Genomic DNA, 24,014 nt, shown 5'->3' on the forward strand with positions numbered 1-24,014 from the left:
CCTCTCCTTCTCTTCCTCTCCTTCTCTTCCTCTCCTTCTCTTCCTCTCCTTCTCTTCCTCTCCTTCTCTTCCTCCCCTTCGCCGCCTGCCCGTGGGGTCAGCCTCCACCTCACCCGCCGCTTCTGCCGCTGAGACCATCGCTGCATCTCCCGGTGGCACACCTGCGCAGGGCGCGGCAACCGACGGCGCTGCCGCCCCCGTCACGGCGCCGGTGGTGGTGATCGGCGGCGGCCAGGCGGGGCTGTCGGTGGCGAGCTGCCTGCAGCAACGGGGCATCGAGGCGCTCGTGCTGGAGCGCCACCGGGTGGCCCACGCCTGGGAGCAGCAGCGCTGGGATTCCTTCTGCCTGGTCACCCCCAACTGGCAGTGCCGCCTGCCCGGCTTCCCCTACGACGGCGATGATCCCGACGGCTTCATGGGCCGTGAGGCGATCGTCGACTACGTGCGCCGCTTCGCCGAACGTTCAGCCATCTCCGTGCGGGAGGGGGTGAGCGTGGAACGGCTGGTGCCCAGCAGCAATGGCTACCGCCTGCTCACCAGCGCCGGCGTGATCGACACCGAGCAGGTGGTAATCGCCACCGGCGCCTACCACCACCCGCGCCGCCACCCGATGGCCGAGCGGCTGCCCGGCAAGGTGCTCCAGCTCGATGCCCGTGACTACCGCCATCCCGATCAGCTGCCGGAGGGCCCGGTGCTGGTGGTGGGCAGCGGTCAGTCGGGCTGCCAGATCGCCGAAGATCTCTTCCTGGCCGGGCGTCGCGTGCACCTCAGCGTGGGTTCGGCGCCCCGTTCGCCGCGCCGTTACCGCGGCCGCGACGTGGTGGAGTGGCTGGAGCGGATGGGGGTCTACGACACCCCGATCGACGCCCATGACGATCCCCGCGCCGTCCGCCACAAGACGAACCACTACCTCACGGGCCGGGACGGCGGCCGCGAAATCGACCTGCGCCAGCGGGCCAGCGAAGGCATGGTGCTGCATGGCCGGCTGGAGCTGATCACCACAGCGGGCCTGAGCTTTGCCGACAACCTGGCCGCGAACCTGGATGCGGCCGATGCCGTGTACACCCGCATCCGCGCCAGCATCGACGCCTACATCGCCGCCAACGGCCTCGGCGCGCCGCTGGAGCCGCCGTACCAGCCCTGCTGGCGCCCTGCCCCGAGCCGCGAGCTCAGCTTGATCGACCTCTACAAGGAGCCGCTGGCCGCCGTGATCTGGTGCACGGGTTACCGCTCCGATTTCAGCTGGGTGGAAGTGCCGGTGTTCGATGGCAGCGGCGAACCGGTGCACCACCGGGGCATCACCCAGGCCGAGGGGCTCTATTTCATCGGCCTGCCGTGGCTGCACACCTGGGGCTCGGGCCGCTTCTGCGGCATCGGCGGCGACGCCGATCACCTCGCCCAACGGATCCAGCAGCAGCTGCAGCCTCGCGGCAGCCGGACGGAGCCGCTGGAATGCACGGCACTGCTCGGCTCATGACGGCTGTGGACCATCCAGCGGCGACCCCTTCCGTGGACGACCATCCAGGGGCGACCCCATCAAACGACGCCAGCGCCCTGATCCCCGCCGCTGAGCTGCGCGAGCTCAATGGCCGCTCCGATCGGGCCGGCTGGCTGCAGACCCTCTCCCATGCGGCGCTGATCCTGGCGACGGGCTGGGTGTGGGGCGACGAGCGGCTCAGCCTGCTGCTGCGCCTGCCGGCCCTGCTGCTGTGCGGCTGGGGCCTGGCCTTCGCCTTCTGCGCCATGCACGAATGCGGCCACCGCACCGCCTTCGCCAGCCGCGCCGTCAACGACGCCGTGGCCTGGTGGGCAGGGGTGCTGAGCTTCTACAACGCCGACTTCTACCGCCGCTACCACCAGTGGCACCACCGCTACACCCACCAGCCGGGTCTTGATCCCGAACTGGAAGACCAACCGCCGACCAGCCGCTGGGCCTACCTGCTTGAACTCAGCGGCCTGCCCTGGTGGAACGCCAAGCTGCGCGGCCATCTGCGCGGCCTGCGCGGTGAGTTCAGCGCCAATCCCTACATCCCCGCCGATGCGGCGCCAGCGGTGCGCAGCTCCCTGCTGAAGCAGGCGGCTGTCTACGGCGTGCTGCTGCTGCTGTCGGTGCCGGGGGGCAACGGCTTTCTGCTCTGGCACTGGCTGCTGCCGCTGGCGCTGGGGCAACCGCTGCTGCGTTTCGTGCTGCTGGCCGAGCACGGCGGCTGCGACACCGGCACCAACGGCCTGAGCAACACCCGCACCACCAGCACCCTGGCGCCGCTGCGCTGGCTGATGTGGAACATGCCGTTCCACGCAGAGCACCACCTGTTCGTCTCGGTGCCGTTCCATGCCCTGCCGGCGGCCCACCAGTGGCTGGCGCCCCAGCTGCGTCATTTGGATCCGGGCTACCTGGCAGTGCATCGCCGCTTCCTGGCCGATCCGTCGCTGCTGGAGCTGCCCGCCGCCCCCACCCTCCAACCGCAGCCGGTTTGAGCGCCCCGGCGTCCAGCGGCGACCGCCACTTCCCGCTGGGGCCGTTCCGCTTCCACTGCGCCCAGGCGCTGCCGGATGCCTGGCTGTCGTACCGGGTGTACGGCACGCTCAACCCGCAGCGCTCCAACCTGGTGCTCTACCCCAGTTCCTACGGGGCCTGGCCGGAGGACATCGAATGGGTGGTGGGCCCGATCCTCGACCCGGAACGCTGGTGCGTGGTGCTGGTGAGCCAGTTCGGCAACGGCCGCTCCAGCAGCCCCAGCAACAGCGCCATGGGACTGGCGGAAGACGGCTGGGTGATCCACCACAGCGACAACCTGCGCGCCCAGCAGCAGCTGATCCAGGGGCTGTTCGGGGTGGAGCGGCTGGCGCTCGTGTACGGCTGGTCGATGGGGGCGCAGCAGGCATACCACTGGGGCGCCCTGGCCCCGGCGGCGGTGGAACGGCTGTTCTGCCTCTGCGGCACGGCCCACACCACCCCGCATAACCGCCTGTTCCTGCTGAGCCTGCGCCAGGCCCTCACCGCCGATCCGGCCTGGGACGGCCACCGCTTCCGCGCCAGGCCCGAGCAGGGTCTGCGCACCTTCGCGCTGATCTACGCCAGCTGGGCCGCCAGCCAGGCCTATTACAAGGAGGGGCGGCACCTGGTGCAGGGCATCGCCAGCGTGGAGGAGGCGGTGGAGCGCAGCTGGCTGCCGGCCTACCGGCGCCATGATCCCCACGACCTGATCGCCATGCTCGATGCCTGGCTGGCCAACGCCCTGCCGGCACCGTTGAGCGCCATCCGCGCCCGCACCACCGTGCTCGCCGGCAGCCACGACCTCTATTTCCCTCCCGACGACTGCGCCGCCGAAGCCCGTCAGATTGCCGGCGCCCACTTCGCGGTGATCGATTCGGTGCTGGGCCATCGCGCTGGCAACCCCCGCGACGCGCCAGCCGAACAGGCCTTCATCCGCAGTGCCCTGGAGCGGCTCTGCGACGACTGACGCCGGCCCTGACCCCCCATCCCTTTCACCCCCACCGCTTCGATGACCGACCTGGCCCGCTTCGCGACCGAACGCGGCATCCGCCACGTGCTCTTCTCGTTCACCGATCTGTTCGGCGTGCAACGGGCCAAGCTCGTGCCGGTGGCGGCGGTGCAGGAGGTGGCGGCCGCCGGTGCCGGTTTCGCCGGCTTCGCCGCCTGGCTGGCCATGACCCCCGCCGACCCCGACGTGCTGGGCCTGCCGGACACCTCCAGCCTGATGGTGCTGCCGTGGCAGCGGGATGTGGCCTGGGTGGCCACCGACCTGCAGGTGGGCGGCCTGCCGCTGGAGCAGTCGCCGCGCTGGGTTCTGAAGTGCCAGCTGGAGCGGGCCGTGCGGCTGGGGTACCACTTCCGCACCGGTGTGGAGGCGGAATTCTTCCTGCTGCAGCCCGGCGGCGCCGCGATCGCCGATGGCGACGACAGCCAGAGCAAGCCCTGCTACGACCAGCTGGCGCTGATGCGGCAGTACCCGCTGATCGGCGGCCTGCTCGATGGCATGGGCGACCTGGGCTGGGGGCCCTACCAGGCCGATCACGAGGATGCCAACGGTCAGTTCGAGCTCAACTGGACCTACGCCGACGCCCTGGTCACCGCCGACCGCCATGCCTTCTTCCGGGTGATGGCGCAGGCGATGGCCGAGCAGCACGGCGCGCGGGTGAGCTTTTCGCCCAAGCCATTCGCCTCCCTCACCGGCAACGGCGCCCACCTGCACCATTCGCTCTGGAACGCCGACGGCCACAACCTGTTCCACGATCCACGCGGGCCGCTGGGCCTGTCGGCGCTGGCCTACAAGTTTCTGGGCGGGTTGCTGGAGCATGCGCCAGCGCTTTGCGCACTCACCAACCCGGTGGCCGAGAGCTACCAGCGGCTCGGCGGTCTGCACACCACCTCCGGCTCCACCTGGTCACCGGGCTGGATCAGCTACGGCGGCAACAACCGCACCCACATGGTGCGCATCCCCGACGACCAGCGGCTCGAGCTGCGCCTCGCCGATGGCGCCGCCAACCCCTACCTGCTGCCGGCGGCGGTGCTGGCCGCCGGCCTCGATGGCATCGAGCGCAACCTCGATCCCGGCCCCCGCGAGGATGCCAACGCCTACACCGATCCGCCGATCGGCCGGGCGCGGCCTCTGCCGGGCAGCGTGGAGGAGGCGCTGGAGGCCTTCGCCGCCGACCGGGTGCTGCGGCAGGCACTGGGCGAACCGTTCTGCCAGGCCTATGAACAGATGCGGCGGCAGGTGTGAGCTCAGGCGCGCGGGTAGAGCCAGCGGCGGAACAGCCGCGTCACCCTTGGCATCACCACGTAGGTCATCAGGGTCACCGTCGAGGCGGTGACCAGCAGGGTGCGCAGCAGGGGGTTCAGCTCCCGCACCAGGGGCGAAAGCACCAGGCTGATCAGGTTGATCAGCAGGAAAATCGTCAGGGTGGTGATCACCACCATCTTGTAACGGGGCGGCGGCGGCACCCCCGGCTGCCGGGGCAGGGTGAACCAGGTTTCCAGCCCGCTCAGCACGGAGATCTGCGGTGGCTCCTGCGTGTGCTCCGCCACGCGAGCCAGCAGGGCCTGGCGCTGCGGCGACACCTCCCAGCGGCGCAGCTGGCTGAGACGCGCGAACTTGAACACGATCCGGTAAGTGGAATCGTGCTCATCCACCGGGCGGTACACATTCACGCCCAGATGGCCCTCACAGCGGCGGGCGGCGGCCACCAGCTCGCTCAGGGCCGCCTCGAAGGCTTCCGTGCGGCCAGGCTTCACCCGCTGCAGCACATCGACAGTGACGGCGGGATCCTCGTGGGGCATGCAGCGCAACCCTCAGCGGGTGAGGGCGGATGAGCAACCTGGCGGTGATTCTGTACGTGTGCCTGGGTGCGGCGCTCGGCCAAACCGGCCTGTTCATCGATCTGCCCTCCCTGCCGCAGCTGGCCAGTGACTTCGGCGTCGATGCCGCCGCCACGCAAACCACCGTCACTGCCTATGCACTCGGCTACGGCGCCTCCCAGCTGGTCTGGGGGCCGCTCTCCGATCGGCACGGTCGCCGGCCGATCGCCCTGGCCGGGCTCTGGATGTTCATCACCGCCAGCCTGCTGCTGGCCGTGGTGCCGGGCTTCGAGCCGTTCCGGCTGCTGCGGGTGGTGCAGGGGATCGGGGCCGGCTGCGGCACCTCGGTGTCGCGGGCGGCGCTGCGGGATGTGCTGAGCAACCGGGAGCTGGCGCGGGCGATGTCCTTCGCCAGCATCAGCTTCGCGCTGGCGCTCGGCTTCGCCCCCTTCGTGGGCGGCTTGATCGGGCGCGCCACCAGCTGGCGGGTGGATTTCCTGCTGGTGGCGGCGCTGGGGCTCGCCACCGCCCTCTACCTGGCCCGCGCCCTGCCAGAGTCGCTCAGCCGGGAGCTGGCGGCGGCCGCCACCCGTCCATCCGTGGCGGCGATCGGCCGCGGCTACCTGCGGCTCGCCGTGGATGCCCGTTTCCTGCTGCCGTCGCTGATCGCCACCGTCGCCACCGGCATGATCGCCCTGTACGACGCCGCCAGTCCCTTCATCTACGAGACGCGCTTCGGTTTCGACGCAGCGGGCTTCGGCTCCCTCTCGCTCGGGCTCACCGTGGCCTACATCGCCGGTGCGCTGATGGTGGTGCGGTTCGTGGTGGCCAGGGGGCAGCCGTGGCTGCTGCGCTTCGGGCTGGGGGCAATGCTGCTCGGTGGGCTGCTGATGGTGGGGCTGGGGCTGGGCGGCTGGTTTGACACCCTCTCCCTGTTCCTACCGATGCTGGTGATCACCTTCGGCGCCAGTGTGCTCGTGCCGATCGGGCTGGCGATGCCGATGCAATCCTTTCCCGCCCAGGCCGGGCAGGCCTCCGCGCTCACCGGCTTCCTGCAGCAGGAGGGCACGGGGCTGCTGGTGCTGATCGCCACCGTGCTGCCCGCCAGCTCCCAGCTGCCGCTGGCGCTCACGCTGCTCGCCCTGGCGCTGGTGCTGGGGCTGCTGGTCTGCTCCTACACCCGCCTCACCCCGGCATGAACCGCTTCGCCTTCCCGCTCTGCCTGTTGCTGGCCGGTGCGCTGATCGGCCTGGCGGAACTGCCCTACCAATGGCTGTCGGAGCTGGGCTTCCAGCTGCAGCGGCTCTGGCCACTCGGCGGCGACGGGGCGCTGGATCCCCTGCTGGTGCTCGCGCCGGCTGGGGCCACGCTGCTGTTTGTGCTGCTGGCCTGGGGGCCGCTGGCAGCGGGCCGGGGTGGTGGGCTCACCGGTGTGATGGCGCTGCAGACAGCCCGCAGCGACGCCGAGCGCGAGCGCGCCCTGGCCCCCCTGTCGCTGCGCCACCAGCTGGCCCGCCTGCCCCTGTTGGCCCTCACCCACCTGGCCGGGCTGAGCGTGGGCACCGAATCCCCCTCCGCCGCCCTCGGTGCGGCCCTGCTGCTGGCGCTGCGGCGCCGGCTGGTGCCGCTGCAGCAGCTACCGCTGGCGCTCACAGCGGCGATCGGCGGTGGTGCCGGTCTCGGGGCCGCCTTCCGCTCCCCGCTGCTGGGCGCCGCCTACGCGCTCGAAGAGCTCAGCGCGGTGTCAGGCTTCAACCTGGTGATGCCCACCCTGGTGCTCGCCGGCATCGGCACCCTGTTCACCACGGGTCTGGGCCAGCCCGCCCGCCTGGCGGAAGGGGTGGCGGTGGCCATGGCGGCCGAGCTGCTGCCGCTGGCCCTGCTGATCACTGTGCTGGCGGCGCTGGTGGGGGTGGTGCTGGTGCGCCTGCTGGTGCCGCTGGCCCAGTGGCTCGGCCCCTGGCTGCGCTCCAGGGGGCTGCCGCTGGCGGTGGCGATCGCGGCGCTGTTCACGTTGCTGGCGGTGGCCAGCGCCGGCATCAGCCTCAACGACGGCTCGCTGGCGCTCGGCCCGGCCCTGGCCGGCACGGCCGACAGCCCCTGGTGGGCGCCGCTGCCGCGGCTGCTGGGGCCCCTGCTGAGCATCGCGATCGGTGCACCGGGCGGCCTGATGCACGACTCCATGAGCCTGGGGGCGGTGCTGGTGGGCCCCTGGCTGCAGCAGTTGCCGGCGGAGCAGCAGGCGGCGCTGGCCGCGGTCGCCGCCGCCGCGGCGTTCAGCGGCGCCTGCCGCACCCCGCTGTTCTGCGGCCTGTTCGTGTTCACGCTGCAGGGCAATGCCGCCGTGCTGCCCTGGCTGCTCACCGCCGCGGCGATCGCCGCCTCCATCGGCCGCTGGCTCGGCGGCATCAGCTGGAACGAAGCCCAGACCGAAGCCTTTCTGCGGGCAGGCGCCAAAGGCTGAGGCCCCTAGTGCGCGCCGTGGCCGCCGGGATGTTCGCTGCAGGGCATCCACATCTCGCCCATGGCATGGACGCCTTCGCAGCCAAGTTCCTTCGCCTTCTGCAGCGCCGTTTCCTTGCTGGGGTAGGCCATCAGGGCTGCGGGCGGCGGCGCGGCGCCGTGGTGATGGTGCACGCGCGCCGGGATCGGCCCCTGCCGGAATGGCCCCATGCCCTCAAGGCCCGTCCACCACACGCCCATCACATTGACGCCGGCCACGACCACCCCCATCCCCACCACGCAGAGGTTGATCACCCCCATGCCCACGGCCCCGAGGCTGATCACCCCCATCGGCACCACACCGATGCTCACCACCCCCATCGGCACGATGCCGATCGAAATGATCCCCAGGGGGGCGATGCCGATGGCCACCAGCTTCGGCTTGGCGCCGCACGCGGAGTCGTCCATCAATGCGAGTGACCGCCATGCTGGCCGCCACTCTGTTGACCGCCTTTCTGGCTGCCGCCGGCGGGAGGGTGGCTGGCGCAGGCCATCCAGACGTTGCCCATGCGATGGGCCCCCTTGCAACCGAAGCGAGGCGCTGCTGCCTCGGCCTCCTGCTGCGTGGCAAACACGGCCTGCACGCCCCCGTCCTTGGCAGAGCTGGGGGTGCTGCTGGTGAACCCTGGACGGGCGGTAGCGAATAGAACAGTGAGTGCTGCCAGGGTCAGTGCGGGGACGCGCGGCCAAAAGCTTCCGGCAGGGAAAGAACGCGTCATCAGAGCGATCGTCATCGGCGGAAATCTAGAGGCAGTGGTGGGCGGGGGCCTGGCCTTGCGGGCGGCGGGACAGGAGCTTCGGGCAATCCACCAGGAAGATCACCGCGCACCAGAACATCAACAACAACTCAACGCAATCGACATCCAAGCGCCACGCCAGTGCTTCGATGCCGACACTAGACAGTGCGGAGGCCCAGCCGGAAAGAAAGAAGTCAGACAAGCAATTCTCCTGAAGGCCCAGGCAAACAAGCAACCTAGAGCCAACAAAAAGGAGAATTGCATGAGGCGGCGTTTGCAAAGACACTCATGCCCCACTAAGCTGCAGCATGAGAAAGTTTCACGCGCGGAAAAATGCGTCACATGGGTCAGAATCTGACAGCAGTGTCTTGGATTCTCAGAGCAGCAGACCGCCTACAAAAGCATCGCCTGAACTGAAGCCACAGGAATTCAGCCTGGCATTTCAAGCATGTCATGAGCAACCACAACGACCGCAACATTGAAGCCGCAAGCCAAGAAGCCGAACGCCTCTTGGCAGAACTGGAGACATTGGCTCCAGCCACCCACACGCAAGCCGGCAACTTCGCTCCACCACCACCGCCTCTGCCCTACACCTCAGCGCAGCACTCACCAGCAGCCCACGCATCCAGGCGAAAACTTAAAGGCTGGGCCTGGCTTCTGCTCATCGTGCTGGCTGGCATTGCTGGAACCCTGGGCGTCGTTAGGAGTCATTTCACAAGTCAGTCGAGCCCCTCCAACCCACCTAGCAAGCAGCCCACACATTCAGAGCCTCGAGAACCAGGGGAAACCAGCGAACCAAAAGCGCAAACCGAGCCCTACACGCCCAGCGTGTCCAGCGAGGCAACCAACCAAGAACCTTCAGCCGAAGCCCTGACACAAGAACAGGCCTTTTCCCTTATCAAAGGCTGGCTTGACGCCAAGCCCAGAGTCTTTGCCCCCCCATTCATCAGCCAAGCGGTGGATGCCTATGTTGCCAACGGCCCCCTTTGGAACGACATCACCAAGGCGGGCGGGTCAATTGACTGGCTGAAGGAGAATGACAGCCACTACTCCTATGCAAGCAACACAATCAACAACATAACAGACTTCTCCAGGGATACCGATGAACCATCGGTCACCGTTTCAATAACACAAGACATGGCCTTGCACAGCCCCAAAGGAACCAAGCCAACAAACTCAACTGATACATATCGATACACGTTTCGCCAGGAAGGTGGCAACTGGAAGATATGGGACTACAAGAAACAACAATAGCCTGCAGAGGCAAATGAAGAAGGGAGGCAGCTTCACCAGCAATCCGCTGAAGCATTGATCCCGGTGCAAACTCCACCTCTACTTGAGGTGAGTCTGCGGCAGCTGCTTCGCAGAAGCGGTACTACATGTGGCCAACAGATGTCGCGTACGGCCACCCTAATTGATTGATGTAGAGACCTAGAGTTCCACCCGATCATTCTGCGTGAGCCAAGCGACTTCCTAGTCCAGGTGGGCTTAGCACGGATCTCACAAAAGGCCTCGCTGCACTTGGCTGCAGGCCTCAACAATAGAACACGCATGGGCGGCGGCCTAAGCGGAAGTTCCACTAGCGAAGTCGATCATGTGGCAGAAGCCCATTGGCTTGCCATCCATCAAACCAATCCTGGCGTTCCAGCCAACACCACTTGAGCGCGATCAGGCAGGTAGCCCAGAGCCGGCATAACATTCGAAGAATAGCCATAAGCAGCTCATGCTGGCCAAAACAAGAGCAACAGTGCTTCCTCAGCACCAGCACCAGCACCAGCACCAGCACCAGCACCAGCACCAGCACCAGCACCAGCACCAGCACCAATGATGATTGCTGCCCTCCAGGGCGTGGCAAGTGCACGGAAGCTTTGCAAGTAGCTGCGGCTCCTGGAAAATGCTGATGCTGGCCATCTGAAGAATGCCAACGACAGAAGTCCTTGGCATAGTGGCTGCGGGAAGCTGCAAGCAAGCTCTTCTCAAGATCAGCAAGTACTGACCACCATTGCACCGAAGAGGAAGTAGCCGATCCGCAACTGTCACGAAATTGCGGCCTATCTTAGGCCGGAGGCAATGAAGCTAGCGATGGAGTGCTTGAGCCAAAGAAGTGTCTCGTTGAGCACAACCAAGTCGCAGAGCATCGCAGACAAAGGAACAAGAGCCGCAATGAACAGAAGAGCCTCATTCGGTGAAGCGTGGCTGGAGGTGAGTCCACGCAAACCAATGGATTCTCATCAGGACCAGCGGCAGATTTTTACACTTCAGGCCCCGCACAACTCAACCCGAAGGCGCTCAGCCTCACCTCAGGTTTTTGGATGTCGCTATCCACCGTTAAGCCCATAAACGCACAAAGACATGGGTTGCGAGACGGGAAGGCGAAAGTTGGGGCATCAACGTCGCAGGATGGAGGCACGTGAAGGCGATCAGAACCCCAACAGCAAAGAAGTCACTCGTCACAGCCTGATGCTGCAATTATCTACACTAGATTTCACAACAAGCCCTACAATAACTCAGCAACCACTCGTGTTCCAGTAGGCGCCACCAGCAGAGATGACCACACCAAAAAGTCAACCCCTACAACTCTGTGGCTGAAGATTCGCTCAGCTACCGGCCATGGCCTTCCGCTCACCCAGGCACATTCCTGCTGGCCATCTCCGCCTATCGTTGTGTTGGTCTAGGAGTTGATCAGGGTGCTGGTCACACTTCGCTTGGTCGCCCTGGGAAACAGATGACCTTTGTGAACACTCAAGGCCTGGCGGCCCTTTTGGCCATTCTGCCCCTGCTGGCAAGCTGCACAGGTGCCTCAATGCCGGATTGCGTCGAACATAGTGCGTCACCCAACAGCGGAACAGCCACGAAGACCAATCAAAATACGAAAAGTTCACCCCCAGTCACGGGGGCAGGGCCGCCATCAGGCATGGGCACAAATGCCAAAGAGATTCTGATCGGCATCGATGGCAGTGGCTCCATGCTCGGCCATGCCCGCGCGAGCGATGCGAGCCGTTGGCTCAGCCTGCTGCAGTCGATCAATCTCTCCACCCAAACGCAGGGCCTATCCGCCCGGGCTTACCGAATCGGCGCAGGCACGGCGCAGGCACTGAACAGCGAATCCGTCACAGCCGCCAGGAATCCCTGCTTCTTTCAGGGGTGCGCACCCTTTCCCGCCGTGGCCTCAAGCCTTCAGACCTTGTGGGAAGTCAACGCTCCCGCCGGTGCCACCCCCCTGCGCCTGCTGGTGAGCGACCTGGAAGTGAATCAGAACGACATCTCCACCTTGATCGGTGCCATCCGCACGGATCTCAGCAAAGGCGCTTCCGCCGGGATTCTGGCCCTGAAGCTGCCGTTTGAGGGGCAAGTCTTTGATGCCAGCGGCAAACCAGTGTTCAGCGGCAAGCTTGACCGGCCTGTGTACCTGCTGGCCACCGGCAATGCCGTTCAGGTGAGAGAGGTCCTGGAGGAGATTCGCAAGAACATGGCCCTCAAGGGGGTGAGCAGTCAGCAACTTTCGATTCTTGATGCGCAGTCGGAACCCAAGACTCTGACAATCAACTCGGCCACGCTGATCCCTCAGACTATTGGTCGCTCTGGCGAGCCTTTACGCCTGGGAGGCAACACATACAACCCTTCCAGTCATTCTCAATACCGATTCGCGAAGCTCAGGGATGGCTCCACGGGGATTGCCCTGGCCACGATTCAACCCTGGAGCGGCGGCGTCACCCGGCCTGATCTCGGCTTGGTGAAGCTGGAGCGGATCCAGCTTTCCCCGAACGACAGCACCGATCCAAGCGGAATCAGCCTCAAAAGCATGAGCGTTGCAGGGTCCAACCTCCGCTTGGAGCTGGAGATCCCCCCCTCAGCCCCAGCTGGGGCCATTCGGGCCACGATCCCACGCGGCAGCCTGCCCGAGCAGTGGTGGATCGAATGGGACAAGGATGATCCCAAAGCCACCAATGCCAAAGAAAAAACCGAAGGCCTACTGCTGCTCATGACCACCCTTGGCCAACAGGTACAGGCACAATCGCCCAATAAGGCTCCTGCCGCTGCTCTTTGCTTCGCCTTTCAGCACATCTGACATCCACTCTCTTCATGCCGTCACTTCGTTACATCTGGCTGGGATTCAGCTTTTTCCTTGGCCTCCTTTGGGTGTTCATCGGGCAGAACTGGATCTTCCTCAACCTCTTCGCCGGGCTGCTGGGGGGAGATGGACTTGACCTGAACAGCTATCTCCAGAGCGGAAGCAGCCCTTCCTTCACCGTGCTCTGGATCAGCTGCATCATCGCGCTGCTGCTCTGGCTGATCGTCACGAGCAGGGCACGGCCGCGCAACGGCGCTGAGGTTCGGCGAATGCGGCCTCTGTGGTGGACAGCCGCCACTGTCTTGGTGCTGCTCGGTTGCTTATATCAACTGTTCTTCACGGTATTCATTTGGCAGCTGCAGGGTCAGTCGCCAGTTGAGGGAAGTGCGATCAACTACTTCCCTGTGCCACCCACAGGTTGGCTGGTGCTGATCCTGTTTGTCGTCATTGATGTGGCCCTGCTGTTCTGGCTACCCACAGTGCTTGGATCCCCGCGAAGCTACCGATTGGTGGTGCCCGGTGCCGTTAAACTTTTCGGAGGTCGTTGAGATGAGCCTGTTTGCCATCGGTGTGGGCGGCAGTGGTGCCAAGTGCCTGGAAGCCCTCACTCACCTACATGCCAGCGGCCTGCTGCAGAACGAAGCCAACAACACCGTTCGCCTCGGCACCTTCCTGGTGGAACCGGATCTACAGAGCACCCTGCTGGCTCGCGCGGAAACGGCCATTGATCGCTACGGCAAGATGCGGCAGTTGCTGAGTCATCGGGCAAGCGATTTCGCTCGTGGCGAAGTGCGCCACTACGGCACCTGGAGCCCTCTGGGCAGTGCGGCGAGTGGCATCAGCCTGGCCCAGGTGTTTCCCAAGCCAGTGCTTCGTACCCAGGCCAGCGGCCTGGCCGCTTTGTTCGATTGCCTGTTTCCACCAGAAGAGCAAACCGTTGAGCTCGACGTGGGATTCCGTGGCCGGCCGCCGATCGGCTCAGCGGTGATGAGCCGGGTGGACATCGCCAGTGAGGCCCAGACGGGCCAATGGAAACAGATGCTGAGCGATATCGAATCAGCGGCTGGCGGTGGTGAAGCCCCCGTGATTCACCTGTTCGGCAGTGTCTTTGGTGGCACAGGCGCCTCCGGCGTGCCAACCCTGGGTCAGATGCTCAAGAGTTGGCTACAGGATCGGGGTTTGAGCAGCGTGCGCGTGAATGCCTCGCTGCTACTCCCCTACTTCGACTTCGACGGCCAAGCCCAGGCAGACACTGGCGTTCACGCGGAAGCCCGCAACTTCCAGCTCAATACCGATGCGGCTCTGCAGTATCTACGCACCAGTGGCACCACCTGTTTCGATCAGGTGTACCTGATCGGCAGCGACATCAAGGCCCGTTACGGCTTCAGCATCGGCGGCCTCAGCCAGAACAATTCCGCCCACGTTGTTGAGTTGCTGGCCGCTCTCGGCATGCGCCACGGGCTTGCTCCAGCCGCAGCGGGCTGCTACGCCCACTTCCTGAGTCGAGCCGTTGTCAATCAGATCAGTTGGGACGACATTCCCGACAACCAAGAGGTAGGTGAAGCCATGGCCCGATCGGCGCGGTTTGCTGTGGCCTGGCTCAACAATTTCAGTCTTGAAATTGATGCCGCGCAGAATATGGCGATGCCCACCTTCCTCAGCGGCGCTCCTTGGGCCAGTCAGTTCTTCCAGCCAAGTGGCAAGGCCAGCGGCACCCGGGCCGGGCGTCCGAGCATTTCCAGCACTGAGGAGCTGGAATTGAAGAGAGCCATCGATGCATACACTGTAACCCTGCTGCAATGGCTGCAACAATTCAGCAGCAATACCGGCACCGGCTTCAGTCAGGAGCTGTTCAACCCTCAGGTGCTGGAACGCAACGACACCCACGAAAATGCCCTCGACCGGGTGGTGAAGGGCTCGGCTCGGCCCACACACCAGGGAGCGAACGACACAGTTGAGGCCATCAAGGTGCGCATGGATGTGCTCAACCCCGCGGAGATTCCCCACAACGGAGTGGCCGGTCTGGCAGACACCCTTTGGCGGCTCAGCTACTGACGACATCTGATCTCTGGCTACTGCCCAGTCCACCCTTCACAACCAAAGCCACTGACCCGCCATGGCCCAAGACGCCGCCGCCGACAACAACAACATCCTTGTTCACCCCTGGTTTCCCAAAACCGATCCGGCCATGGCCGGCGGATCCCGATCAGGCGAGTGGCTGGGGCGCGATCAGGGAACACTGGGGACCATCGCCAATTCCCTGGTGTATGAGGTGGCCAGCAGCCAAGTCAACGCCCTGCCTTCCCCGTGGTCGCGGGCGCTGCAATTTGAGCAATCCGTGAGAAATCCCCGCTACCCAACCCGCGAAGCGCTGCTTGAGGAACTCTTCGGCTGCATCGCCACCTTGGGGCTGTGGGAAATGTTCGGGCTCAAGCTGGATGCAGAGAGGGTGGCCCTCGCCAACCTGGCCACCACGAAAGATGAAGCAGTGGGGCCATTTGCACGCAGCCTGATGAGCACCAAACCCAGCGGTGAGCAAACTCTCTATGCCTTGCCGGATCGCAGCAACCCCTGGGACACCCTGCACGTGCTGAAGGTGGAGGGTGTGGTGATCGGCTTCACCTCTCCTTCCACGGTGATCTGCCCTGCGGTCCACCTTCCCGCCGGCATTCGTGGCATGAACTGGACGGCCAACGGCCGTTTCGGCGTGCCAACGAAGTTCCTTAGCGATCAACAGCGAAAGGCTCTGGCCGATTGGATCCACTACCTGAGCCAAGGCCTCCTCAACGCTCCCGATCGGCAGAGTCAGGTGATGGCGGGACACATGGATGACGTGCTCAATCGTTTCATCAGGCAGCTGATCGACGGCAAGCCAAGCAATCCCACCCTCTCAGACAACCCCGTAGCAAGCCTGCCCACGAATCCCAGTGCGGTAGCCCTATTGCGGCGTGCTGCCAAGGGTGGCACCAGCCCGAGCCAGGCGACCCTGGAGTTGGGTGATCGCCGGCTACGGCCCCTGGATCAAACCCCGAGCTGTCCGGTGATCCTGGTTGATCCGGAGATGCCCAATCGGCTCGGATTGGCCGCCAACGACATTGCCTTGTACAAGGCTGCAACGCTGGAATCAGTGGGATTTGACAAGCAGCAATTGGAACGGCTGTACGGAAACGAGATCGAGGTGCTCACACCTGATGACGTGTTCATGCCGGAACTCTTCCTTTTACCTGGAGAGTCAGCGCTGGTGAATTCCTGGCTGCCCAACCGCCTAGAGGGAAGACCAGTGGTGAACGGCAGCCGCGTCACCCCCTTGCTGCCACTGAGAGAGCGGATGCGAGACTTGTTCAGCAGCGCAGAACTTGCCAGCCGCTGCACGCTGCGAATGGTGGAAACCGGAAGCGGCATGGAGATGGAAGTGACGGTGATGCTCCCACTTCAAGGGAATCGGTCGGCCTATCCAATGACACGATCCTTCCCAATCAAAGAACAAAACCTGATTGATCAGGATCTTCCCGTCATTACCCTTTGGCCAAACATCGCGGACACAGACTGGCAGCTTTTCTATATCTTCTGCGATGACAGTAGCTCAAGCCTCACCGTAGACGGCTTTGACGACTATGAGCTTCACAAAGGCCGAGAAGCGCAGGAAAGTGTAAAATACTACACCGCTAGGCGCTTTCCAGACCTGATCAAACTTATCGAGCGTGGAGAAGTTTGCGGGCTGATTCCCGTCAATCCACCACCACCTGCCACCAACCTGTCAGCCGCTTGGCGGGTGGGTATTGACTTCGGGACGTCCTTTACCAATTTCTTCGTTGACGATGGTTCAGGACCCGCCCGTAAACCACTAGACACTCGGGTGATCCCACTGACTCTTGCCGAGAAAGAAACACAGCTCAACCGCCTCTACAAATACTTCATCCCAGAAGTCCTGCTCCCAAAGGGAGCGAACCCGCCCACATCCACAGCACTGAATACATACGGCTGGCAAGAGGTGAAAGGCTCAGTTCCCGATCTCTATCATCAAGCCCGTGTGCAGTGGCCGAGTACCAATGCAAACGCCCTGCGTGGACCCAGCATCCGCACAGGTTTCAAATGGCGTCAGCCGCAATACCAAAAGCCGTTTCTCAAGGAAATGGCACTGCTGATCAGCAGCAATGCTGCCGCATCAGGGGCGAAAGAGGTGTCATGGTCCGTCTCCTACCCAAGCGCCTTCTCCCCCAACGAAGCACGCAGCTACCGCCGTTGCTGGACAGATCTATGCAACGAACTCTCCGCATTAACGGGCCTGAGGCAGACATTCAAGGACGAAGGAGGGGCCGCTGGTCTTCAGACCGAAGCCGTGGCCTTTGCCAGCTATTTTGGCAACTACCTGAACAGACAAATGGTTCACACCGCTTGCCTAGACGTAGGGGGTGGCACCACGGACATCAGCATCTGGGAAGAAAACCGCCTACTGCATCAGGTTTCCGTTCCCTTTGCTGGCAGAAATATCTGCACCAACGTACTGCAGAACAAACCAACTTTTATTCGCTTTCTTTTTGCACCTGGGATCACCGGCGAGATTTCCGAGAATGACGCAAAACTCCGACAGGATCCAAACTTCAACAGCTGGTTTGACAACTGCCTCCGCTACGAGTCTGATGAACTTCTACGTGACAGGATGCCAATTCACCGTGCCGATCAGGAGCGTCAGCTGATCGAGTTCGTGAGCATCATGGCAGTGAGTTTCGGAGGGATCTATCACTACCTTGGCTTGATTCTCAAGGCACTGGGGAATGAAGGCCTGCTTCGAAGGCAAGCACCTTTCCCCGTGTATATGGGAGGCAACGGCGCACGATTCCTGAACTGGCTGGATGAAAGCGGCTCCTTTTCACCGGGCTGCGATGCAGATGAACTCTTTGAGATCATGCAGAGTAAAAGCGCAGGCTTTGAATCCAGCTCTACGGGTGCCGCACGCACAACACTGTCTGGCGCCTTCAAGGATGAAACATCCTGTGGACTTATCAGCAGCGGGGTGAACCTTCAGGGAGATTTTGATCCGCGCGATGAACTAATGATCACAGGCGAAGAACTTGTTGTCAATGACAAAGTATTTGAGACACTTGATCGAGTCGACTTCAACGGAATCGACAGAGTTGAAAGCTACGCACTAGGAAGTCTTCGCGAGCTGAAGCAGTTTGTCAGCAACTACGATGCAGCGTTGAGCAGCGCAAGAATCACGACACTCCTGCCGATCAGCAATCTAACTTCACCCAACACACTCTGGAGTGACGTTGAGACTCAAGTTCGAGCAATCTGCCTTGAACGCGTGAACAAAGACATCAACGATTTGGAGCCAGAGCCAGGCTTTGTCCTCGCTCTAAGAGCTCTGATCAACACCTTGTCACGGCAATGGGCTGAACGCTTTTGAAGCCATTTCCCAGGCAATAACCTCTATTCCTTGCATCCTAAGATCATGAAGCATCGGTTTCAGCCCAAGGGCGCCAAAATCTTTCTTGCACTCATTGCGACAGGAATTATTACCGTCTACGGTGATTCCCAATTACACGCTAGCGCCGAAGGAGACAGGCCCTCTCTAATGCTTAGCCAAAGTCCAAGTCTCAAGCCAGGCAACATCGTCTCATATAGCACGGGAGAACAAGCGCATATAATTGCTACTCAACAAGAAAGTACTCAATCCACCGCCACCAATCCAATACAGGCTATTCAACAGCTCTCCAAGGAGGATGACGCCAAATGGTATCTTGTCTCGATCATTGCACTAGGCCTTCTTTTCTGTGGTCTTTATCTAGTCGTCTTCAGAGTGAACCATCATGGCACTTCAAGCCCTTGGGGAAGCCTTCGCAGGAGAAGAGATAGGCATAGCGTGGAAGCAGAGATGCCCGATGGCCACCCCATCAAATCCAACAAATACCACACAGATCAAGTTGATACGACAAGCTCAGACGACGAAGATAGCACACCTTTTATTGACACTCTCAAACAAACTGAGGCCAGAAACAATTCTGCAATCCGACAACTCCAATCGGATGTTCACGAGATGAAGGCTGAGCTAATCCGGCTTGCAGCCGCCATTGAAGAATCGCACAAGCCACAAGAGTCCACGCGTCAAGAAGTATCTGCAACAGCAGATCCCAGTTTCGCCATTCAGATTAAGTCGCCGGGTGGATCATCAAGGCCCCAACAACTCTTCCCGCAAGCCAATGAGAGTGCCTCCCCCTCTGCTGGTTTTGCAGCCTACCTGGCGGGCTTCACACAGGCAGACCAAGAGTCACCCGCCCAATCGACGACTCAAACACCCTTGGAAATAATAATCAAGGATTTCCAAGCAGCCACTCAGAATAGAGATAGAAGCCTACTGCGTAGGATTACAACCGCCGAATTGAATATCACCAGTGAATCTGAAGACAGCCTGGTTCGCGGCTCCCTCAGCCACACTACACAGTTGAGATCTGTCCCCGGAGGGGGGAGCTACGTACTGATCGCTGTGGAAACAAGGAACTGGCTGTTCCCCACCTTCCTTACCCTGGAAAGCTTCAATACAAACCAACCAGCCAAGGGGATCTTCACCTATGAACGCCAGCTCGTCTCCAGCGCTGAATTGAAGGTCCCGGCAGAAGTGAGGGAGGTTGGCGGTCTATGGGAGGTGGTGAAGCAAGGAACAGTGATCGTGCCGGGATGAATCACCCTCAGGCATTCGCCTCCAGCTTCGCCAAGCGCTGCTCCAGTTGCGCAATCTTTGCCCATGGACTGGCGTTGAGGGGGTCCGCAGTCGTGCTCAATGCGCCCTTCGCCTTCAGCTGCCAACGGCGACCGAACACCACTGACTCAGCCGACGCCGGACGAATCACGTGCAGCACTGCAGGCAGATCTTTGCTGCCGTCGACATCGTAAAGCCTTCCCAACGTTTGCAGCTGGGTAATGCGCCCCAAGGTGCCGGGACGCGGCAACAGCAACCACCCGTTGTCAAGGGTTTCAAGCGCCCATGTGGTGCCTTGGGCGAAGGCCTCCAATTCCAGCTCTTCGATCTCACCGCTAAGTGTGCGGCCGCTCACGCCACAGGGCCGAGCAAAAGGCTCCAGCAAAACGGGCGTGTTGCCATAAACATCCAGAATGGCCGCCACAGATAGATTGAGAACAGGAATCAGACGATTGGCAGTCTCTGGCCGTACAGGCAACTCGGGTGGGCTTGAGCGTCCACCAGTGGAGCTGTCAATTGCCCCTCCTTCATGCTGGCCTTGGGGAAAATGCTCCACGCGTTCGCGCAGATCGCTGAGATCCCCATGGATGGCGGCAATGGTCTGATTCAGCTCTGCATCGGCTTGGAGGAAGCGATCGCTGAGCTGCTTCACGCTCTTGAGCAGAAACTTGATCGATTGAACGATCTTGTCGTCCTCGGCCATTCGGTTCCACTTGGGCTCAGCTAGAGCTTCACCCTAGCGATTCCTGCGCAGACCTTCTCAATTCATGTCAGAGCTAACCGCTCGAACAATCAGTCAACCTCCCGCTGCCAGCCTCTACCATGAACTTCCTCCGCCACCACAGGCAGCAGCGGCCGCCACGACTTGATGAACGACCCAATCGCTGCTTCAGACCTGTCTGCGCTGATTGATCACTCCAAAGGCGTTGTTCTTGGACTTCAGCTGCTGGTGGCATTGGTTGCCCTCTGGTTGTCGTTGCTGCTGGCGCGGCTCACCACGCCACTGGCCACCAAGCTGGCCCAGCTCCACCAGGACGGCTCCCTCAACGATTCCAAGGTTGATCAACGGCTGGTGAGGATACGCACGCGCTACATCGCCCTGCTCACCCACGTCGACAACGTCGACACCGCTGAGTTCAGTGCGGGCGAGATCGAAACGATTTCACTGCCCTTCTTCACACGCAACATCACAGCCGCCGCCGCCCAGAGCTGGCTGCGGCAGGCGCCGGGCATCCTCATCTCCCTGGGGCTGCTGGGCACCTTCGCGGGCCTCACGGCTGGCCTCAGTGAGATCAGCGGAGCACTCGAGAAGAACGCCAGCACGGCAGACACCATCTCGGCACTGTCCGCCATTGTGGCGCCGATGGGCACGGCATTCGAGACAAGTCTGCTGGGCTTGTTTCTCAGCCTCGTGGTTCTGATCTGGACCCAGGTGACCGGCACCAGGAGCTGCCTGGAGCGCTGCGAAGCCCTTTTGAGCAGCTGGCTGGAAACGGTGCTCCCCCTGGAACTCGGCAACCAGGTGATCACCCCCCTACGCCAATCCATTCAAGATCTGAATGCTTCCACCCATAACCTGCCCTCAGCCATTTCCACCGCTGTGCAAACGGCCATGGGCGAGGCCTTCGCCGCCAAGCTCAACCAGATCTTTGATGTGAATGCAACCCTCGCGGCTGAAGCGCAGATCGCGGTGCGTCAACTCGGCACGGTGGCCAATGCCTTCAATGAAAGCGGACAAGACTTCGTTCAGGCTGCCCATGCCTTCCGCGACAGTGACTTCGCCACAACCCTGCAACACGCCGTGCAGAGCCTGCGCGACTCCAGTGAGCAGCTCACGACAAGCAGCGATGGGCTGAGCGCCCGCTTGGTGGATGTGCGCGATGGCCTTTTAAGCACGCAGAATGAATGGCAACTGCTAGCCAAAATCGCCGAGCGGGAACTGGAAACCTGCCGCAGGGCCAGCCAGGAGATCCACAACGAAATCAAAACCCTGCAACAGGTCGGCACCAGCTTGGACGTGGGCACGCAAGCAACGAAAGAAGCTGCAAAACAACTGCGCGAAACCCGCCTGGAGGTGATGCGTGACCGCAAACTCGCCATCGAGATCGCCGAAGCTGTGCAGAGCCGGCTCACAATCGATGGATCCGTTGCTGAGAGTTGCCAGGTCTTCGCTTCCGCGCTGGAAACAGCCCTCACCAACTGGAACCGCAATGTTGAACGCCTTGATGGCCTCACCACAGCCTTCGTGACTTCGGTGCAGCAGGCCAAGATGGAAAGTGATGAGGTGCTGGCTGAGCGCAGTCAAATGGCTCGCCTGAAGATTGAACAGTTGGGCCAACAGCTACAGGGTGATTTGGCTAGCGCCATCCAACGCCAGCAGGCCGCACTGTCTCAGCTGGGTGAGCCAATGCTCTCTGCCAAGGCCATCTCCCAGGATCTGCTACAGCAGCTCTATCACTTGCAAACCCGCGTGGCCAGTATCAGCGCACTGGAGCCACATAACGACAACAGAGCTGAAGGGGGCCGCTGACCATGGCCCGTAAGGCTCGCCGCACCAGTGAAGATGACACGAACTACTGGACTGGCTATACCGATTTGCTCAGCAGCAGCCTTCTGATTCTGGTGCTCACCATTGCGATCTCGGCCCTTGCACGCTCGGATAACGAGAAGCCACCACTGGTGCGGCTCACGGAGCGCGAATCCTTTCGCTTCCCCACCGGCAGTTATGTGCTGAGCCCGGAGTTCATCAAGGCCTTGGACAGACGCGTACCTGAAATTCTTGAAACAATCCAGAAATACCGGATCGACAGTGTGGAAGTGATCGGACACACTGACGGCCAGCCCTCACCAGGTACCAGCAACCTTGATCTGCTGATGCCCAAGGCCAACCGCTCCGCCACCCTCAGCGGCTACAGGGCGGGATCCAATGCCGACCTCGGCCTACTGCGCGCCCTGGCAGTGGCCAATCACCTCAAAAGCCGGCTCGATCCAGAAGGCAAGATCGGGTTGACGATCCGTCCTTATTCCGCCGGCAGCCTGATCGCCAATGATGGCGCCTACGCCCCGGCCGACACAACCGATCGTGCCGATCGGCGCCGTATCGAGCTTCGCTTCACCCGGCAGCAGGAGGGTTGAGATGAGCACCCTTCCTTCACCGCTGGAGCGCCTTCTGCATCTTGAGCAACACGTCGAACAGCTTCTGTCACAGCAAGCACAGCCGCCACTGCCGCGGGATCACGAAGGCCAGCCGTTGCCCTCCCGCCATCTCTGGCCTGTCGACGAACTCCTGCTGACCCGGCTGCTGCGCCGCTCGCCCCAGGCCATTGGCGCGTATCAAGCACCTGCCGAGCTCACCCGCACCGATCCACACGGATTGCTCCTCACCACCGCCGAAACCGGATCGACCTTCCAGCTCTGTGAACTGATAAGTGGGGATGCCGTGGTCTGGGTCTGCACAGATCCCCCCTCCTGGGTGTGGGGGAGTGAAACGTTCCAGCAGCTGTTCCGCACGCCGCGGGGCACCGACAGCAATGAAGATCTGGTGCTGCAGTCGTTGCCTGTCTTCAAGCCTGTGGTGAGAGGAAGGAAGTGGACCCTCATCCGGCCAGGTGAAATGGTGCCCCGCGATCGCCCTTTTCCCGAGCAGGAGGAGCAACTGATGCTGCTGCGTCGGATTGAAACGCTGGAGCGTGAACTCAGCCGCCAGAGAATCCAGCAGAACGCCGAAATCGGTGAACTACGCACCCAGCTGCGTCTGCAGCAGAATCTGCTCGAACGGGTGCTTCGCATCTCCGGCTGATCCACGCGGCTCGATCCGGCGCGCCGCCACAACGGCATCAACACACCACCGGGAGCGGCAGGATGGCCGTCCTGCCTTGTGAGTTCAGCGCAACGATGACCTCCGGCGCCAGCACTCCCCCCAACTGGGTCGATGACCGCACGGCGCTGGGGCGGCTGATTGCTGCGGTGCTGGCGGTGGAACCGCTGCGGCAGCTGCTGTTTCTGCAGGCGCGGCGCATGATGATCCGCACCGCCGAAACCCGGGGCATCCCCTGGCGGCAGCGCCGGGAGGAGTTGCGCCGCCAGGCGGAGCCGCTGCAGGAGGCCTGCACCAACCCGGCCACGCAGATTCCCGCCTACTACCGCGCCCTTTTCCACGCCTACCAGGAGGGCAACCTCTGCTGGCTCGCCGACTGGCTGGAGCGGCACGGGCATGGCGACGTGCGGGTGAGCGGGCTCGCCGAGGCCATCCGCTCCATGCCGCCGCCGCTGGCGACCCTGCTCAAGAGCACCGAGCCCTACCTGGAGGACTGCTTCCGCCTCGACCTGCCGCCGGCACTCAGCGAGGCCGGTTTCGTGGGGCTGCGTCGCGTTGCCTCCGACCATCGCCACCGGGTGCTGGTGACCACACGGCCGTGACCGCCAGCGTGAACTCCACCGTGATCACCGTGCGGCTGTTCGCCGCGCTCCGGGAGCAGGCCGGCTGGGCGGAGCGCCGTGTGGAGCTGCCCGCCGGCGCTCCGGCCCCCACCCCGGCGAGTCTGTGGCAGCAGCTGGGGCTGGGAGAGACGCTGCCGGCCCAGGTGCGGGTGGCCGTGAACCAGGTGTTCGCCGGGGTTCACCAGCCGCTCGCGCCCGGCGCCGAGGTGGCCTTCCTGCCACCGATCAGTGGGGGCTGAA

The 24,014-nt window shown here is 62.8% G+C and carries 23 protein-coding genes; 17 read left to right on the plus strand and 6 right to left on the minus strand.

The window, feature by feature from the left end; genetic code table 11:
* The first annotated feature begins 211 nt into the window (after positions 1-211).
* Genes KQ303_RS01945 through glnT form a run of 4 tightly spaced genes read left to right on the plus strand, consistent with a single transcriptional unit; the run spans position 212 to position 4,748 of the window.
* Positions 212-1,477 carry an MSMEG_0569 family flavin-dependent oxidoreductase gene (locus KQ303_RS01945; protein ID WP_259729077.1) on the plus strand — a complete coding sequence of 422 codons (1,266 nt, stop codon included), beginning with the start codon at positions 212-214 and terminating at the stop codon, positions 1,475-1,477.
* A gap of 32 nt (positions 1,478-1,509) precedes the next feature.
* Positions 1,510-2,478, plus strand: coding sequence for a fatty acid desaturase (locus tag KQ303_RS01950; protein WP_399232621.1), 969 nt, complete (start codon positions 1,510-1,512; stop codon positions 2,476-2,478).
* Positions 2,475-3,464 carry an alpha/beta fold hydrolase gene (locus KQ303_RS01955; RefSeq protein ID WP_399232624.1) on the plus strand — a complete coding sequence of 330 codons (990 nt, stop codon included), beginning with the start codon at positions 2,475-2,477 and terminating at the stop codon, positions 3,462-3,464. The genes KQ303_RS01950 and KQ303_RS01955 overlap by 4 nt, the downstream gene beginning before the upstream one ends.
* A 42-nt stretch (positions 3,465-3,506) precedes the next feature.
* Positions 3,507-4,748, plus strand: a complete 1,242-nt coding sequence (glnT, locus tag KQ303_RS01960; protein ID WP_259728932.1) for a type III glutamate--ammonia ligase — start codon at positions 3,507-3,509, stop codon at positions 4,746-4,748.
* Between the two features lie 2 nt (positions 4,749-4,750).
* Here the strand turns inward: glnT and KQ303_RS01965 are convergent, their stop codons facing one another.
* Complete coding sequence (locus tag KQ303_RS01965) at positions 4,751-5,305, minus strand: antibiotic biosynthesis monooxygenase (RefSeq protein WP_259728933.1); 555 nt, start codon at positions 5,303-5,305, stop codon at positions 4,751-4,753.
* A 29-nt stretch (positions 5,306-5,334) separates the two neighbouring features.
* Here KQ303_RS01965 and KQ303_RS01970 point away from each other — a divergent pair, with 29 nt between their 5' ends.
* Positions 5,335-6,522, plus strand: a complete 1,188-nt coding sequence (locus KQ303_RS01970) for an MFS transporter (protein WP_259728934.1) — start codon at positions 5,335-5,337, stop codon at positions 6,520-6,522.
* Positions 6,519-7,787, plus strand: coding sequence for a chloride channel protein (locus tag KQ303_RS01975; RefSeq protein ID WP_259728935.1), 1,269 nt, complete (start codon positions 6,519-6,521; stop codon positions 7,785-7,787). The genes KQ303_RS01970 and KQ303_RS01975 overlap by 4 nt, the downstream gene beginning before the upstream one ends.
* A 5-nt stretch (positions 7,788-7,792) precedes the next feature.
* Here KQ303_RS01975 and KQ303_RS01980 read toward each other — a convergent pair whose 3' ends face one another.
* Genes KQ303_RS01980 through KQ303_RS01990 form a run of 3 tightly spaced genes read right to left on the minus strand, consistent with a single transcriptional unit; the run spans position 7,793 to position 8,764 of the window.
* On the minus strand, positions 7,793-8,233 hold the full coding sequence (locus KQ303_RS01980) for a hypothetical protein (RefSeq protein WP_259728936.1): 441 nt from the start codon (positions 8,231-8,233) through the stop codon (positions 7,793-7,795).
* On the minus strand, positions 8,233-8,544 hold the full coding sequence (locus KQ303_RS01985) for a DUF3721 domain-containing protein (protein ID WP_259728937.1): 312 nt from the start codon (positions 8,542-8,544) through the stop codon (positions 8,233-8,235). The genes KQ303_RS01980 and KQ303_RS01985 overlap by 1 nt, the downstream gene beginning before the upstream one ends.
* A gap of 25 nt (positions 8,545-8,569) precedes the next feature.
* Complete coding sequence (locus tag KQ303_RS01990; protein WP_259728938.1) at positions 8,570-8,764, minus strand: hypothetical protein; 195 nt, start codon at positions 8,762-8,764, stop codon at positions 8,570-8,572.
* 251 nt (positions 8,765-9,015) lie between these two features.
* Here KQ303_RS01990 and KQ303_RS01995 point away from each other — a divergent pair, with 251 nt between their 5' ends.
* The gene (locus KQ303_RS01995) at positions 9,016-9,816 is read left to right on the plus strand and encodes an ARC6/PARC6 family protein (RefSeq protein ID WP_259728939.1); all 801 of its coding nucleotides are present in this window, start codon (positions 9,016-9,018) and stop codon (positions 9,814-9,816) included.
* Between the two features lie 325 nt (positions 9,817-10,141).
* On the opposite strand, the gene KQ303_RS02000 is transcribed toward KQ303_RS01995, so the two are convergent.
* Positions 10,142-10,531: a hypothetical protein gene (locus tag KQ303_RS02000; protein ID WP_259728940.1), complete on the minus strand. Its 390-nt coding sequence runs from the start codon at positions 10,529-10,531 to the stop codon at positions 10,142-10,144.
* A 612-nt stretch (positions 10,532-11,143) separates the two neighbouring features.
* Here KQ303_RS02000 and KQ303_RS02005 point away from each other — a divergent pair.
* The 5 genes from KQ303_RS02005 to KQ303_RS02025 all read left to right on the plus strand — a co-directional run bounded on the left by KQ303_RS02005 (position 11,144) and on the right by KQ303_RS02025 (position 19,316).
* The gene (locus tag KQ303_RS02005) at positions 11,144-12,631 is read left to right on the plus strand and encodes a hypothetical protein (RefSeq protein ID WP_259728941.1); all 1,488 of its coding nucleotides are present in this window, start codon (positions 11,144-11,146) and stop codon (positions 12,629-12,631) included.
* A gap of 14 nt (positions 12,632-12,645) precedes the next feature.
* Positions 12,646-13,182, plus strand: coding sequence for a hypothetical protein (locus KQ303_RS02010; protein ID WP_259728942.1), 537 nt, complete (start codon positions 12,646-12,648; stop codon positions 13,180-13,182).
* 1 nt (position 13,183) lies between these two features.
* Positions 13,184-14,689, plus strand: a complete 1,506-nt coding sequence (locus tag KQ303_RS02015) for a hypothetical protein (RefSeq protein ID WP_259728943.1) — start codon at positions 13,184-13,186, stop codon at positions 14,687-14,689.
* Positions 14,690-14,750: 61 nt separating this feature from the next.
* The gene (locus tag KQ303_RS02020; protein WP_259728944.1) at positions 14,751-18,044 is read left to right on the plus strand and encodes a hypothetical protein; all 3,294 of its coding nucleotides are present in this window, start codon (positions 14,751-14,753) and stop codon (positions 18,042-18,044) included.
* A gap of 30 nt (positions 18,045-18,074) precedes the next feature.
* Positions 18,075-19,316 (plus strand): hypothetical protein, encoded by a 1,242-nt coding sequence (locus KQ303_RS02025; protein ID WP_259728945.1) that lies wholly within the window; start codon positions 18,075-18,077, stop codon positions 19,314-19,316.
* A 7-nt stretch (positions 19,317-19,323) separates the two neighbouring features.
* Here the strand turns inward: KQ303_RS02025 and KQ303_RS02030 are convergent, their stop codons facing one another.
* The gene (locus KQ303_RS02030) at positions 19,324-20,037 is read right to left on the minus strand and encodes a hypothetical protein (RefSeq protein WP_259728946.1); all 714 of its coding nucleotides are present in this window, start codon (positions 20,035-20,037) and stop codon (positions 19,324-19,326) included.
* A gap of 660 nt (positions 20,038-20,697) precedes the next feature.
* Between KQ303_RS02030 and KQ303_RS02035 the strand changes: the two genes are divergently transcribed.
* The 5 genes from KQ303_RS02035 (at position 20,698) to KQ303_RS02055 (ending at position 24,013) form a co-directional block, all read left to right on the plus strand.
* On the plus strand, positions 20,698-21,864 hold the full coding sequence (locus tag KQ303_RS02035; protein WP_259728947.1) for a hypothetical protein: 1,167 nt from the start codon (positions 20,698-20,700) through the stop codon (positions 21,862-21,864).
* Between the two features lie 2 nt (positions 21,865-21,866).
* Positions 21,867-22,469, plus strand: coding sequence for a hypothetical protein (locus tag KQ303_RS02040; protein WP_259728948.1), 603 nt, complete (start codon positions 21,867-21,869; stop codon positions 22,467-22,469).
* Between the two features lies 1 nt (position 22,470).
* Positions 22,471-23,133, plus strand: coding sequence for a hypothetical protein (locus tag KQ303_RS02045; RefSeq protein WP_259728949.1), 663 nt, complete (start codon positions 22,471-22,473; stop codon positions 23,131-23,133).
* A 95-nt stretch (positions 23,134-23,228) separates the two neighbouring features.
* Complete coding sequence (locus KQ303_RS02050) at positions 23,229-23,753, plus strand: hypothetical protein (RefSeq protein ID WP_259728950.1); 525 nt, start codon at positions 23,229-23,231, stop codon at positions 23,751-23,753.
* Positions 23,750-24,013, plus strand: a complete 264-nt coding sequence (locus KQ303_RS02055; RefSeq protein ID WP_259728951.1) for a MoaD/ThiS family protein — start codon at positions 23,750-23,752, stop codon at positions 24,011-24,013. Before KQ303_RS02050 ends, KQ303_RS02055 begins: the two co-directional genes overlap by 4 nt.
* Position 24,014: the final 1 nt, after the last annotated feature.

This window comes from Synechococcus sp. CS-1333 (assembly GCF_025128015.1).
Taxonomy (GTDB): domain Bacteria; phylum Cyanobacteriota; class Cyanobacteriia; order PCC-6307; family Cyanobiaceae; genus MW101C3.